This window comes from Mycobacterium basiliense (assembly GCF_900292015.1).
GTDB classification, from domain to species: Bacteria; Actinomycetota; Actinomycetes; order Mycobacteriales; family Mycobacteriaceae; genus Mycobacterium; species Mycobacterium basiliense.
In genome coordinates this window covers 2,426,844-2,442,272 of record NZ_LR130759.1, presented here as the reverse complement: position 1 = coordinate 2,442,272, position 15,429 = coordinate 2,426,844, and the positions used below count along the sequence as shown (strand labels likewise).

At 62.1% G+C, this 15,429-nt stretch carries 5 protein-coding genes; 4 read left to right on the top strand and 1 reads right to left on the bottom strand.

What is annotated here, in order from left to right:
• The first annotated feature begins 40 nt into the window (after window positions 1–40).
• Window positions 41–1,450 carry a condensation domain-containing protein gene (locus MB901379_RS10470; RefSeq protein WP_174237086.1) on the top strand — a complete coding sequence of 470 codons (1,410 nt, stop codon included), beginning with the start codon at window positions 41–43 and terminating at the stop codon, window positions 1,448–1,450.
• A 383-nt stretch (window positions 1,451–1,833) separates the two neighbouring features.
• On the top strand, window positions 1,834–5,748 hold the full coding sequence (locus MB901379_RS10465; RefSeq protein WP_158016641.1) for an MMPL/RND family transporter: 3,915 nt from the start codon (window positions 1,834–1,836) through the stop codon (window positions 5,746–5,748).
• A gap of 420 nt (window positions 5,749–6,168) precedes the next feature.
• Here MB901379_RS10465 and MB901379_RS10460 read toward each other — a convergent pair whose 3' ends face one another.
• Window positions 6,169–7,926: an AMP-binding protein gene (locus MB901379_RS10460; protein WP_158016640.1), complete on the bottom strand. Its 1,758-nt coding sequence runs from the start codon at window positions 7,924–7,926 to the stop codon at window positions 6,169–6,171.
• 452 nt (window positions 7,927–8,378) lie between these two features.
• Between MB901379_RS10460 and pks2 the strand changes: the two genes are divergently transcribed.
• A complete protein-coding gene (gene pks2, locus MB901379_RS10455) occupies window positions 8,379–14,642 on the top strand; it encodes a sulfolipid-1 biosynthesis phthioceranic/hydroxyphthioceranic acid synthase (protein ID WP_158019083.1) in 6,264 nt (2,087 codons plus the stop codon).
• A gap of 56 nt (window positions 14,643–14,698) precedes the next feature.
• On the top strand, window positions 14,699–15,364 hold the full coding sequence (locus MB901379_RS10450; RefSeq protein ID WP_158019082.1) for a class I SAM-dependent methyltransferase: 666 nt from the start codon (window positions 14,699–14,701) through the stop codon (window positions 15,362–15,364).
• Window positions 15,365–15,429: the final 65 nt, after the last annotated feature.

The following is a 15,429-nucleotide window of genomic DNA, read 5'->3' as shown; positions in this document are numbered from 1 at the left end:
TCGCAAACTCACCGGAGTCAAATTGGTCGTCTTAGGCAATGTGGGGTTGGAGACCGTCAGCAACTGGGTCCCGGCGCCCGGTTCGGTGTGGCGTTGGCACCCGTCACCGGCCACGCTGGATCAGGTACGGCAAGCGCCAATCAGCGCGGTGCCGCCAAGCTACATCCAGGCGCGGCACCTGCGAGGTTTCAGCGAACAAACAGCTCACGGCCACGAGATGTCGCGCCTTGTGGTCGCGGCCATGGACATCCCCGGTCAATGCGATATCCGGGCGATGACCTACGTCATCAACGCACACCTTCGGCGGCACGACACATACAGCAGTTGGTTTGAATTCACCGAGGCAAACGATATCGTTCGGCACACCATGGAGGATTCGGCCGATATTGAGCTAATTCCGATCGAGCACGGCACGATGTCACCGAAAGAGTGGCAAAACTATATATTGGCTACACCAGGTCCGCTGGAATGGGATTGTTTCCGGTTCGCCATTATTCAACATGATGAGCACTTCACTTTTTGTGTGAGCGTCGACCATCTCCACGTCGATGCCATGTTTATCAGTGCAGTGTTCTGGGAGATCGAGGCGATGTACAACACGCTGGCCGACGGCGGCGCACCGATCCCGCTCCCGGAGGCCGGTAGCTACGGTGACTATTGCCTGCGCGAGCGGACCTACACCTCGTCACTGACGCTGGAATCCCCAGAAATACGGCAGTGGATCGACTTCTTCGAAAACAATGGCGGGGCGCTGCCGTCCTTTCCGCTGCCGCTCGGTGACCTCTCGCTGGTCGATACCGGCGAATTGCTGTCATTGCAGCTGATGGATGCCCGTCAGACCGCTCGGTTTGAAGCCGCATGCACTAGTGCCGGCGCACGTTTCAGCGGTGGAGTATTCGCTTGCGCAGCGTTGGCCGAACACGAGCTCACCGGCTCGCGCACCTACTACGCCGTCACGCCCACCAGTACGCGGAGCGCGCCGACAGAATTCATGACCACGGGTTGGTTTGTCGGCCACATTCCCTTTGCGGTCCCGGTCGCTCCCTCGTTCGACGAAACGGTCCGCGGCGCCCAGGCCAATTTCGATGCGAGTGCCCAGCTGGCTAACGTACCGTTTGAGCGGGTACTGGAACTGGCCCCTTGGCTCACGAAACCACCACCTCGCGGCGGCTTTCCCATGTTGTCATTCCTCGACGGGGGTGTGCCGCCGCTGTCTGGCGTCGTGGCGATGCATCTGAACCGAATCAATGCCAGAGCATTCAGCGACGGCAGGGTCGCCGCCCGGGTATGCATCTGGGTTAACAAATTCCAGGACGAGACCACCGTGACGGCGTCGTTGCCGAACAATCCGATCGCTCACGAGTCGCTGGCGCGCTACCTCGAGACGATGAAAACCGTGTATCTGCGCGTCGCGGAGGGAGCGCGCTGGAGCGAAACCGCGCAAGTGTGATGAAGTTCGCTGGTAGGAGACGCAGGGCCTAACGAAGCTTGCGCTACTCGGTCCGCTTCCTCCGGAACATGCTGGCGCTGTGGCGCTGGTCAGCGTATCCTGACCTGCCGAAGCCTGCACGTGCGGACGGCAACTTTTTTGTACGTCCGCACGATTTTCCTACATCCGCGAAGGCAACAGGTTAGTCTGTTGCTCACTTGCTGAATTAGAGATTGGCTTGGATGTTGGGGGGCCGTGGGTCGACGTGCGATGCTTCAGGATTGACAACCTGAATCCCACCGCGGTGGGTCGGTCAGACGTGCGTACGCCACGGGCCACCCCGGTCGCTGCCACCGCAACTTCCCGTCTCCGCGAGGGCGTCCGGCTGACCGGCGTGACGGCCGATGAGTGATTCCGAGGCCGCACGCGTCGGCGGCATTTTTGACAGACTGAGCAAGTTTGTCATCCAAAAGCCGTTCGTGGTCATCGCCGCCTGGATTGCCATAGCGGCCATCCCCGCGTTGCTATTCCCGCCGCTGATGGAGGCTGCGGCCGGCAAGAACAATTCGGCCGCTCTTCCAGACGATGCTCCGACGATGGTGACCTCCCGAGAGATGGCCAAGTCGTTCGAGGGAAAGAGCGACAAGGACACCAAGGACGACAAGAACACCAAGAACGACAAGGGAAACACCGGCGGCTCTCAGTTGTTGGTGATCCTGACCAACGAGGACGGCATGGGTCCGGCCGACTTGGCTGCGTACACGAAGTTGGTCGAAAAGCTACGCGCCGAGAAGTTTTCGGTACAGGACTTCGTCAGCAATCCCCCGCTGCACGAAGTGTTAGCCAGCAAGGACAACAAGGCGTGGAACCTACCCGTCATGTTCCAGACGGGCCAAGACGACCCCGCTACTCAGTCGGCATATAAGCGCATCAAGGAGATCGTCAGCGACGTCCTCAAGGGATCCACGCTGACCCCGCACTACGCCGGAGCGGTGGCCACGGTGGCCGACCTGGTCACTATCGGCCAGGAAGACACCCACCTCATCGAGATCGGTACCGCGGTCAGCGTGCTCGTCATTCTGCTGATGGTCTACCGAAACATCGTCACGATGCTGGTGCCGCTGGTGACCATCGGCCTGTCTCTGGCGACCGCTCAGGGCGTCCTGTCCGGACTGTCAAAAATTGGTCTGGACGTCCAGATGCAGACCATCGTCTTCATGACGGCCGTCATGATCGGGGCCGGAACGGACTACGCCGTCTTCCTGATCAGCCGTTATCACGATTACGTGCGCAAAGGTCTCCATTCGGACCAAGCGGTCAAGAACGCGATGATGTCCATCGGCAAGGTGATCGCCGCGTCAGCGGCCACCGTAGCCGTCACATTTCTGGCGATGGTCTTTTCAAAGCTGGCTATTTTCGCCAGCATCGGACCCGCGATTTCGATCTCGATTCTTGTCGCGTTCATCGCCGCCATCACCCTGCTGCCCGCCATCCTGGTATTGATTGGACGGCGTGGCTGGATCAAGCCACGCCGGGACCTGACCCATCGCTTTTGGCGGATCCTGGGAACGCGCATTGTGCGACGGCCGAGGATCCATCTGCTGGCCAGCTTGATCGTGCTCGCCATCTTGGCCAGCAGCACGTTGCTGGTGCGCTTCAACTACGACGATCTCAAGGCACTGCCCGAGGACGTCGATAGCGTCGCCGGATACGACGCGATGGATCGCCACTTCCCGCAGAACATGATGACTCCGATGATGTTGTTCATTAAGTCGCCGCGGGACCTGCGAAGCCCAAGTGCCCTCGCCGACCTGGAACTGATGGTCAGCCGGGTGAGCCAACTGCCAAACATCGTGGCAATACGCGGCTTGACCAGGCCCAACGGAGAGCCGCTGGAGCAAACCAAGGTCTCATATCAGGCCGGAGAGGTTGGCGGCAAACTTGACGAGGTTTCCTCTGCGATCGAGGAACACGGGGGCGAACTAGACCAATTGGCTAGTGGTTCTAATCAGCTGGCAGACGCCCTCGCTGCGGTTCGCGATGAGGTCACCGAGTCGGTTGCCAACGCGGGCGCGTTGGTCGACCTTCTAGTAACAACGAAGAAACTTATCGGCGGCGACAAGACGCTCAACGCTTTGGACCAAACGGCCAAACTCGTCGGACGGATGCGTGCCCTCGGTAGTGCACTCACCTCCAACATGGTCGACGTATCCAATACCGTCGCCTGGGCTAGCCCGATCGTTTCAGCCCTCAACGCCAGTCCGCAATGCAATGCCGACCCAGCCTGCGTGGCCTCGCGTTCGCAGCTAAAAGCACTGGTCGACGCCCAGACCAGCGGGAGCCTCAACAGCATCACCGCACTTGGCCGCACCCTGCAGCAGACACAGGAATTCCAAACCGTCGCACAAACAATCGAGAAGCTGGAAACGAACCTCAACCAAGCCGTCACCCTGTTGCGCTCCATCGACGGGATGCAGAACCAGCTGAACGAAATGCAGCGAGGTGCTTCTGCTCTCGCGCAGGGCAGCCGCGCAATCGCCCAGGGCGTGAACGAGCTGGTCAAACAAACCAAGCGGATGGGCTCCGGACTCGACGAGGCGTCGGACTTCCTATTGCAGATGAAGCATGACGCGAACAAGCCCTCAATGGCCGGCTTCAATATTCCACCCGAGGCCCTTGCCAACGATGAGTTCAAAAAGGCTGCGCAGATTTTCATTTCGCCCGACGGTCACGGGGCGCGGTACCTGGTGCAAAGCGCTCTTAACCCCTTCACCACGGCCGCCATGGATCAGGTCAATGAGATCCTGGACGTAGCACGCGATTCCAAGCCGAACTCCGAGTTGTCGGACGCCACGATATCGATGGCTGGGATTCCGACCGGCCTGCGGGACACCCGTGATTACTACAATCACGACATACGATTCATCGTTTTCGCGACCATTCTCATCGTATTCCTGATCCTCGTTATTCTGCTGCGAGCGATCGTGGCGCCGCTGTATCTCATTGGCTCGGTGTTGGTTTCGTTCTTGTCCGCATTGGGCCTTGGTGTCATCGTCTTCCAATTGATACTTGGCAAGGACTTGCACTGGAGCTTGCCCGGGTTGTCCTTCATCCTGCTGGTAGCGGTGGGCGCCGACTACAACATGCTGCTTATCTCCCGTATCCGTGACGAGTCACCGCACGGTGTGCGGGTTGGCGTTATTCGTACGGTGGGTTCAACCGGTGGCGTCATCACGTCCGCGGGTCTCATCTTCGCTGCGTCAATGTTCGGCCTGCTGGCAGCCAGCATCGCCACCATGGTCGAAGCCGGATTCATCATCGGAGCCGGCATCCTGATCGACACCTTCCTGGTGCGCAGCGTTACGGTGCCTGCTATGGCTGCAATGCTGGGCCAGGCCAACTGGTGGCCTTCGAAGCTTGGAGCAACCCCAACTCGGCGCCGGGTGTACCAACGGGCTCGCGCCCCCAAGCCCAACCTGCTAGACCGGGTGAAGAGCATCCGAAACGTCAAGCTGGGCACCAAGGTCGCTACGCCGCCGACAGCGGGCAAACGGCCATTGGCTGCTGCTAAGGGCAGCGGCCACCTGGTCGCCAGAGCCGTCGCAAAGAAACCACGGACACCGGTTATCCCCCCGCTGACGATCAGCGACTACAACGATCTCGAGGAACACTCGCTGCCGTTGTTCGGCTCCATCCGGCTACCACGTGAGGTGGTCCCGATCGGGCCACCACACGATGATGTAAGCGACAGCACCGACAAACAGCACTCGGATGATGACCTCGCTGTGGTGGCACTACCGGCGTCAGATCCCGGTGAGGCCAAACCGCAGGTGCTCAATCTGGCCGACACCACGGAATTCCGCGTACCGGCCACCAACGGCAACGGAAACGGCCACACCCACGGCAACGGCCACACCAACGGCAACGGCCACACCAACGGCAACGGCCACACCAACGGCAACGGCCACACCAACGGCAACGGCCACACCAACGGCAACGGCCACACCAACGGCAACGGCCACACCAACGGCAACGGCCACACCAACGGCAACGGCCACACCAACGGCAATGGCCACACCAACGGCAATGGCCACACCAACGGCAATGGCAACGGCAACGGCCATCTCACGACCAACGGCAACGGCAACGGCCACGGCCACACCAACGGCAATGGTAACGGCCATCTCACCACCAACGGCAACGGCAACGGCCACGCCAACGGCAAACTAAGCGCTGGTAGAAAGTCCGATGACGACGACTGCTGCCACTCGCTACCGCTTTTCGCGCCCGTCGACCTACCGGATGCGCTGGTCAATTAGTAGCCAATCACTACTTGCGCGAAGATCACCCGTTGCTTGACCAACCACACGACAACGCTTCGCGAGGTCTGCGCCAGGACCGGATCTTCGAGCCCGATACCCAGAGCGGGCCGGTGGTCGACCATCCAGAAGCGCCATCATCACCCAGCCGTTGACCGCTCACCACCCGAGACGACTCTCGTTGTTGCGCAGCATAATTCAATCCAAGAGGTCGACAACGAAGCAGATAGCCTTCGGACAGTCTCGGCGAATATGGCGACCGCATGCGAGTCATTAACCATGGCGACGTTCTCCGGCGTGTCCGGTACCTAATTTACGTGTCGCGGAAGCCGACTCGCCGATCCCACCGTTTGAACCGAATCAACATCACTCGCAACGAGTCTGGGCTACCTGCCGCCATACGTCGAAGCCGAAACGGCGCTAGGCGTCCAGGCGAGTGAACTCGTCCTGTCTGTAGAGCTCAACACACTGTGCTCGTCTGACCTTGCCGCTCGTCGTGATCGGAATGGATCCTGGCGAAACCAGCACCAGATCAGCCACGCTCAGCCCGTGCGACTTCGATATCGCCGAGATGACTTCACGTTTGACGACACTCAGCCTGTCGGCCGCGTCTTCTTCCGAGTCGTCTCGCTTCTTGAGCTCGATAATGGCGACCAGCTTCTCAGCACCTGCGCCCCGATCGGGAACCGCTATGGCGGCACATCGACCTGGCGTAACCTCTTGGATCGTCGCTTCGATATCGTCGGGAGAATGGTTGCGGCCGTAGACAATCAAGAGATCCTTAATACGGCCGATGATGAAGAGTTCCCCGTCCGAGAAGAAGCCCGAATCTCCGGTTCGCAGCCAGGGCCCCACGGGTGTGCCCTCCGAGGGATTGACTATCTGGGCACGGAATATGGTTTCCGATACTTCGGGCCGCTGCCAATAGCCGATTCCCACGTTGCGCCCATGCACCCAGATCTCACCGACCGAGCCCTCGGGACACTCGAGCGAGGTGTCTGGATCCACGATCCGCACCGTCTGCTGCTCTGGCACACCGTAGCTGACCAGCGGTGTCCCGCTTGCACACTGCTTGGCCTCGCCGGCAGGAAGCTTCTCGGAGTCGAATGAGACAATTTTGGGCGGTTCGCCCGGGGCACGGGTTGCCACATACACCGTTGCTTCCGCCATCCCATACGAAGGCCGTATGACCGCGGGGTCAAGGTTGAAGGGCGCGAATCGATCGGCGAAGCGCTTCAGGCTGACCGGCTGCACCCGCTCACTTCCATTGAGAATATGCAGCACTCCGCCGAGGTCCAACCCGGCCATATCCTCGTCCGTCGTCTTGCGCGATGCCAAATCAAACGCGAAATTTGGCGCCGCAGTATATGCGCGCGTGTTGCTTGCCAATAATTGCATCCACCGCGCTGGTCGCTGCAAGAACCCAATCGGACTGGTCAATACGGCGGGGACGCCCGCAAGTACCGGAAATACGATTCCCAGAATAAATCCCATGTCGTGATAAAACGGAAGCCACGACACCACGGTGGTGTCCGGCGGGGCGACATTCCCGAAGGCCCGGTAGTAGGCATCCATGATCTGCTCGAAGTTGGCGAACAGATTCCTGTTGGTAACCATGACCCCCGCAGGCATCCGCGTGGATCCCGAAGTGTATTGCAAATAAATAGGATTGGATCCGTCATCGGCTGGTGCCCGCAGGCCGGGCCGACTGGACGAGCCCTTCCGGGAATCCAGGTCCAACAAATCAACTTCGATTATCGACGGCGCCGGCTTTCCAGGCTGCGCCTCCCCGTACCCGCCGACGTAGTTGATCACCGACGACGTCGTGAGAATGACGGCCGGAGATGTATCACCGACCACCGAAACGGTTCGCTCATCGTGAACACCGCCATACGGCACCGAGAGCGGAACGGGGATAATTCCGGCCTGCAACGCGGCCAGGAAACTGACGATATATTCAAGTCCCTGCGGCGCCAGTATCACAGCGCGATCGCCCGCTGACGCGCGTTCCTTGAGATGTTCGGCAACGCCCAGCATCTGGCGATACAACTGCGACCATGTCAGCGTCTTTTCGACGCCGTCCCAATCCTGCTCGTAGTCGATGAAGGTGAGCGCCGTCTGGTTTGGCACCAGACTGGCGCGCTCGCGCAGCACGGCAGGTAGCGAAGACTCAACCACGCGCTCACCCTACATCGGAAGCCCGGATGCAGAACGCCAAACAACGGTAGCGCGCGCCGCCACTCCCGACCTGCTGCGTATACGAACGGCTACCCGAGGGCCGATCTAGATCGGACCGTTACCCGCCGAAAGCCAAGGATTAGCCCTCATCTATATGTGCAGGGTATAGGATTGCCCGGATCACACAACCAGCTGTTGAAGTGTTCTTGCTGGTCAGCCGCCAGGTGAACAGGGCGTGTGAATTTTTTTGTACGTCCGCACTATTTTTCCACGCGCGCGGAGCCAACAAGCTACGCTGCTGATCACTCGACTATGTACAAGTCGGAATCGGCAAGGGGGACCGTGGCTCGGTGTGCGGTGCGGCGGCATCCCCCGGCTCGGACCGATAATTCGACGAGGTCTCCTGAAGCAGGGGGAAAGAAGAAGGTGATGTGGCCGTGAACGACCCACGTATGACGCCCGTCGCGGTAATCGGCATGGCATGCCGCTTGCCCGGTGGTATCGGCTCCCCAGAAAAGCTGTGGGAAGCGTTGCTCCGGGGCGACGACATGGTCACCGAGATACCCGCTGATCGTTGGGACGCCGACGAGTACTACGACCCCGAGCCAGGCGTGCCTGGCCGGACGGTGTGCAAGTGGGGCGCCTTCCTCGACAACGTCGGCGAGTTCGATCCGGAGTTCTTCGGGATCACCGAAAAGGAAGCCACCGCGATCGATCCGCAGCACCGATTGCTCCTGGAAACCGCGTGGGAAGCTATGGAACACGGCGGTCTGACCCCGGAAAAGATGGCCGAGTCGCTGACTGGCGTGTTTGTCGGACTCAATCACGGCGACTACCAATTCGTACACGTTGACGCAAACACCTTCGACGGGCCATACGGCAACACCGGAACCAATGGCTGCTTCGCATCGGGGCGTATTTCCTATGCGCTGCGGCTGCACGGGCCGGCCGTCACCGTAGACACCGCTTGTTCTTCCAGCTTGTACGCAACCCACCTGGCCTGCCGAAGCTTGACCGACGGGGAAAGCGATCTCGCTTTCGCAGCAGGTGTTTACGTGATGCTTGAGCCACGCAGGTTCGCCTCGGGATCCGCGCAAAACATGTTGTCTCCCACCGGACATTGCCATGCATTCGATGTCGCCGCAGACGGGTTCGTGTCCGGCGAAGGGTCTGTGGTGTTGCTGCTCAAGCGGCTACCGGACGCGCAACGAGACGGGGATCGGATCCTCGCCGTGCTGCGTGGCACTGCCGCCAACCAGGACGGCCACACGGTAAACATCGCGACGCCTTCGGCGGAAGCACAATCCACGGTTTACCGCGCGGCGCTGGCCGCTGCGGACGTGGACCCCGGCAGCATCGGCTTGGTTGAGGCGCACGGCACCGGCACACCCGTAGGTGACCCGATTGAATTCGAAAGTCTGGCTGACGTATACGGCATCAACCGCCCCTGCGCACTGACCTCTGCGAAACCAAATTTCGGGCACATGCAAGCGGGTGCTGGCGCTCTGGGGCTGATGAAGGCGATTCTCGCCCTGCAGCACGGCGTGATCCCGCGGAACCTGCATTTCACCCGCCTTCCTGACGCGATGGCCGCAATTCAAACTGGCCTCTTTGTGCCACGAGAGGTGACGCCTTGGCCGTCGACTGGCGACGAGGTGCGACGGGCGGCGGTGTCGTCCTATGGGATCTCCGGAACGAACGTGCACGCCATCGTCGAACAAGCACCTGAGACCTGCCCGAGCGACGCGCCGTCGACGCCGGCCAGCGACAGCGACCTGATCTATGTGCTCTCGTCCACATCCGCCGAAGGGCTACGGGTCACCGCCGGTCAGCTCGCGGACTGGATCGATGCGCAAGCGCCGGAGTTGGCGGTATCTGATCTGGCCTACACGCTCGCCCGTCGTCGGGGTTACCGACCGGTGCGCACGGCTGTAGTGGCACGTGGCGCAGCGGAATTGTCCGCGGCTTTGCGTGAAATCGCCCAAGACGAGACTCCTTATCAAGCCGCCGTCGGGCAGGACGACCGAGGTCCGGTATGGATATTTTCCGGCCAGGGCTCGCAATGGGCGGCGATGGGCGCGGACCTGCTGGCCAACGAGCCAGTCTTCGCAGCGACGATTGCCGAGCTGGAGCCGCTGATCGCCCGGGAGTCCGGGTTCTCGGTGACCGAAGCGATGACCGCAGCGGAGACAGTGACCGGCATCGACCGGGTGCAGCCGACGCTGTTCGCCGTGCAGGTGGCGCTGGCGGCCACGATGAAGTCTTACGGGGTGCAACCCGGAGCGATCATCGGGCACTCCCTCGGAGAGTCTGCCGCGGCCGTTGCCGCGGGCGCGCTGTCCATGGAAGACGGGGCGAAGGTGATCTGTCGGCGATCGCGGCTGATGAACCGTATCTCCGGTTCCGGCGCCATGGCGTCGGTGGAATTGCCTGCTCCACAGGTGCTTTCGGAGCTGATGGGTCGCGGCATCAACGACGTCGTGGTGGCGGTTGTGGCGTCGCCACAATCCACGGTGATCGGCGGTGCTACCGAGACGGTTCGCGAGCTGGTCGCGGCGTGGGAACAACGTGAGGTAATGGCCCGTGAGGTGGCCGTCGACGTCGCATCGCACTCACCGCAGGTAGACCCTATTCTCGACGACCTATACGAGGTGCTGTCCGACATCGAGCCGCTCACACCGGAGGTTCCCTACTACTCAGCAACGCTGTTCGACCCCCGCGAGGAGCCGTACTGCGATGCCAGCTACTGGGTGGATAATTTGCGCCACACGGTCCGGTTCGGGGCCGCGGTGCAAGCTGCGCTCGAGGACGGCTTCCGAGTCTTCGCCGAATTGGCACCCCACCCGCTATTGACCCGTGCGGTCGAAAAGACCGCCGAGAGTCTCGACATGCCCGCGGCCGCCTTGGCCGGCATGCGGCGCGAGCAGCCATTGCCACACGGGCTTCGCGGCCTGCTGGCGGATCTGCACAGCGCCGGTGCCGCGGTGGATTTCTCCGTGCTCTACCCCACCGGGCAGCTGGTGGACGCACCGCTATCGGCTTGGACGCACCGATCATTGTTGCTGAACCCCGCCGGGCAGGAGCATCAAGCCCAAGGCGGCTCGTCGGTGGTCGTGCACCCCCTGCTTGGCTCGCATGTACTGCTGCCGGAGGAACCGGAGCGGCATGTGTGGCAAGCCAACGTCGGCACGGAGGCGCTGCCGTGGTTGGCCGATCACCAAATCCACAGTGCCCCTGCACTTCCCGGGGCCGCATACTGCGAAATGGCCCTTGCTGCCGCGCGCACCATTCTCGGCGACGCCGCTGAGGTCCGCGACGTCCGCTTCGAGCAAATGCTGCTACTGGACGAAGAGACTCCCTTGTCGGCTGTGGGGTCGGTGAAATCACCGGGTGTTGTCGACTTCGTGGTGGAGACCTTCCAGGAGGGTAGCGCGGTCCGGCGTGGTGGGGCTGTGTTGCACGCCACCGACGATGAGAACCAACCGCCGGCCTACGACATCCCGGGTTTGGTGGCCGCCCATGCGCGCACCGAGGACGGCGAAGAGCTGCGGCTGCGGTTCGACGAGCACGGCGTTCAATATGGCCCTGCCTTCACCGGTCTGGGGGCGGCGCACATCGCGGATGGGGCGGTTAGCTCGGTGCTGGCCGAGGTCGCGCTGCCCGGTGCAATGCGGTCGCAACAGCGCGCCTACGCAATTCACCCTGCGCTACTGGATGCCTGTTTCCAGGCCGTCGGTGCCCACCCCGATGTCCAGGTGGCCGGTAACGGCGGCCTGATGTTGCCGCTGGGCGTCCGTCGGATCCGTGCCCACGCGTCCACCCGCAACGCTCACTACTGCTATGCGCGGATAACCAACGCTGACACGGCCGCGGTCGAGGCTGACTTGGATGTGCTGGATGAGCACGGGAATGTGCTGGTGGCTGTGCATGGCCTGCAGCTCGGTACCGGGGTTTCCGAAGACGGCAACCGTGATCGCGTGCTGAACGAGCGGCTGCTGACCATCGAATGGCAAGAGCGAGACCTGCCAGAACTGGACGCCGCAGACACCGGAGCGTGGCTGCTGATCAACACCTCCGATGCCGCGGAAATGGTGGCAACAGAGTTGACTGACGCGCTGAAGCTGCACGACGTGCAGTGCGCAACCTTCAGCTGGACCCAGGATGCCGATCATGCGGCCAGCGCCGAACGGCTACGAAGCCAGCTCAATGCCGGCGGGTTCCACAATGCGGTCATCCTCGTCAAGCCGGACAACGGCATTCGCGACGAGAACAGCGGCGTCCAGGGTGTCGAGTGTGTGCGGCATTTGGTGCGTGTTGTTCGTGAGTTGCCTGAGGTGACGGGTGAGGCGCCGCGGTTGTTTGTATTGACTCGGGGTGCGCAGACGGTGCTTGGGGGTGAGAGCGCTAATTTGGAGCAGGCCGGGGTGCGGGGGTTGTTGCGGGTGATTGGTGCCGAGCATCCGCATTTGCATACCACTCATATTGATGTTGATGAGCACACCGGTGTTGAGCAGGTGGCGCGTCAGTTGTTGTCGGGTTCAGAAGAAGACGAGACGGCCTGGCGTCATGGTCAGTGGTATACCGCACGGTTATCGCCGATGCCGTTGCGTCCTGAAGAACGCAAGACCACGGTGGTCGATCATGGCTGCGAGGGGATGCGGTTACAGATCCGCACCCCCGGTGATCTACAGACGATGGAATTTGTGGCCTTTGACCGTCCCGCTCCGGGCCCGGGTCAGATCGAAGTCGCCGTGAGTGCCTCGAGCATCAACTTCGCCGATGTGTTGGTCACCTTCGGGCGCTACAACTCCCCCGATGGGCAGATGCCGCAGCTGGGCACCGATTTCGCCGGGGTCATCACCGCGGTGGGCCCCGATGTCCGCGACCACCGCGTCGGTGACCGGGTCGGCGGGATGTCGCCGCACGGCTGCTGGGCCACATTTGTGACCTGTGATGCCAGACTGGCCACCCCGATCCCGGCCGGCCTTAGCGATGCGCAAGCGGCCGCGGTGACCACCGCACACGCCACCGCCTGGTACGGCCTGCACGACCTAGGCCGCATCCGCGCCGGCGATAAAGTCCTCATCCACTCCGGAACCGGCGGGGTCGGCCAGGCCGCGATCGCGATCGCGCGCGCGGCCGGAGCCGACATCTATGCCACCGCGGGCAGCCCCCAACGCCGCCAACTGCTCCACGACATGGGCATCGAACACGTCTATGACTCCCGCAGCATCGACTTCGCCGAGGCCATCCGCGCCGACACCGACGGCTACGGGGTAGACATCGTGCTCAACTCCCTAACCGGTGCGGCCCAACGCGCCGGACTGGAATTGCTGGCCTGGGGCGGACGGTTCATCGAAATCGGCAAACGCGACATCTACGGCGACACCAAAATGGGCCTGTTCCCGTTCCGGCGCAACCTGTCCTTCTACGGTGTGGACCTCGGGATGATGTCGATCACCCATCCCCACCTGATCCGCCAACTATTGACCACCGTCTACCAACACACCGCCGACGCGCTACTCCCCATGCCCCACACCACCCACTACCCCCTAGCCGATGCCGCCACCGCCGTACGCGTAATGGGCGCCGCCGACCACACCGGCAAACTACTGCTCGACATCCCCCGCACCGGAAGCAGCGCAGTGGTCCTGCCCCCCGACCAGGTCCCAGTGTTTCGCACCGACGGCTCCTACCTGATCACCGGCGGCCTCGGCGGACTAGGACTTTTCCTAGCCGAAAAAATGGCTACCGCCGGCGCCGGACGCATCGTCTTAAGCTCCCGATCAGCCCCCAGCCAAAAAGCCCTCGAAACCATCGAACTGATCCGCTCCATCGGCTCCGATGTCGTGGTCGAATGCGGCGACATCGCCCACCCCGCCACCGCAGCACGACTAGTCGCCAACGCCACCGCCACCGGACTCCCCCTGCGCGGGGTCCTCCACGCCGCCGCCGTAGTCGAAGACGCCACCCTCACCAACATCACCGACGAACTCCTCGACCGCGACTGGGCCCCCAAGGTCTACGGTGCCTGGCACCTCCACCACGCCACCACCGACCAACCCCTGGACTGGTTCTGCTCCTTCTCCTCAGCAGCAGCCCTCCTCGGCTCCCCCGGCCAAGGCGCCTACGCCGCGGCCAACAGCTGGCTCGACGCCTTCACCCACTGGCGGCACTCCCAAAACCTGCCCGCCACCGCCATCGCCTGGGGCCCCTGGGCCGAAATCGGACGCGCCATCGCCCTCGCCGAAAGCAGCGACGCCGCCATCGCCCCCGACGAAGGCGCCCACGCATTCCAAACCCTGCTCCGCCACAACCGCACCTACACCGGCTACGCCCCGATCATCGGAGCGCCGTGGGTGGTTGCGTTTGCAGAACGGAGTCGGTTCGCCGAGGCCTTCAAGGCTTTGGAGCAGGGCCGTTCGGGCACCAGCAAGTTCCGCGCGGAACTGGCCACCCTACCGTTGGAAGAGTGGCCCGGCCAGCTGCGGCGACTGGTATCCGAACAGGTCAGCCTGATCCTGCGGCGCACCATCGATCCCGACCGCCAGCTCTCCGAGTACGGGCTGGACTCACTGGGCAACCTGGAACTGCGCACCCGCGTTCAATCGGAAACGGGGATCCGGATCAGCTCCACCGACATCACCACGGTGCGGGGTTTGGCCGACCACCTGTTTACACAGCTGGCGCCGGAAGAAGCCGCAACGTCTTCGTGATGGTCGCCGAAATAAGTTACGACTCGGTGTTGTTCGCGCTTCGGGACGGATAGATGATGCGCATATTGCCGGAATCAAAAAGTGTCACCGAGTATTACGGTCACCAGCGGCCCGAGATGTTGCGCTTCATTCCCCCCGACGCCCAGCGCGTGCTCGAACTCGGTTGCGGCGAAGGCGTATTCGGCGCCGCGATCAAGGACAGCACCGGTGCGGAAGTTTGGGGCATCGAGTACAACGAAGAAGCCGCACAGCGCGCCGGCGGCATCCTTGATCATGTCCTGGCCGGTGACGCGAACCAGCGGATCGCCGAGTTACCCGACGACTACTTTGACGCAGTGATCTGCAACGACGTGCTAGAGCACTTGGTGGATCCGCGTGACACCCTCACTAGGGTTAGGTGCAAGCTCAACCCTCGCGGTGTTGTAGTTGCCTCGATTCCGAACATCCGCTACTTGCCCGCGCTGGGCAAGGTGGTATTCCGAAGAGACTTCCCGCAGGAGGACTTTGGCATCTTCGACCGCACACATCTGCGCTTCTTCACGCGCAGCAGCATGGTGCGGATGTTCGAGGACGCGGGCTATTCCATGCGGCGCATCAAAGGCATCAATCCCTTCTTGGGGCCTTTCGGCGCGTTGTTCATCGCTTTGAGCTTGGGCCACTTCGCCGATGGAGTTTTCCTGCAGTACGCGTGTGTCGCCGAAAAACGAGAACTGGCAACATGAAGCACGCCGCGCCGCCGGTCTACCACGTAGACGAACTCGGTGAACACGACTTCCCCCACGACGAG

Coding starts and splice junctions, on each gene's coding strand:
- MB901379_RS10465 (WP_158016641.1), top strand. CDS start 1,834: ATGAGTGATTCCGAGGCCGCACGCGTCGGCGGCATTTTTGACAGACTG.
- pks2 (WP_158019083.1), top strand. CDS start 8,379: ATGACGCCCGTCGCGGTAATCGGCATGGCATGCCGCTTGCCCGGTGGT.
- MB901379_RS10450 (WP_158019082.1), top strand. CDS start 14,699: ATGCGCATATTGCCGGAATCAAAAAGTGTCACCGAGTATTACGGTCAC.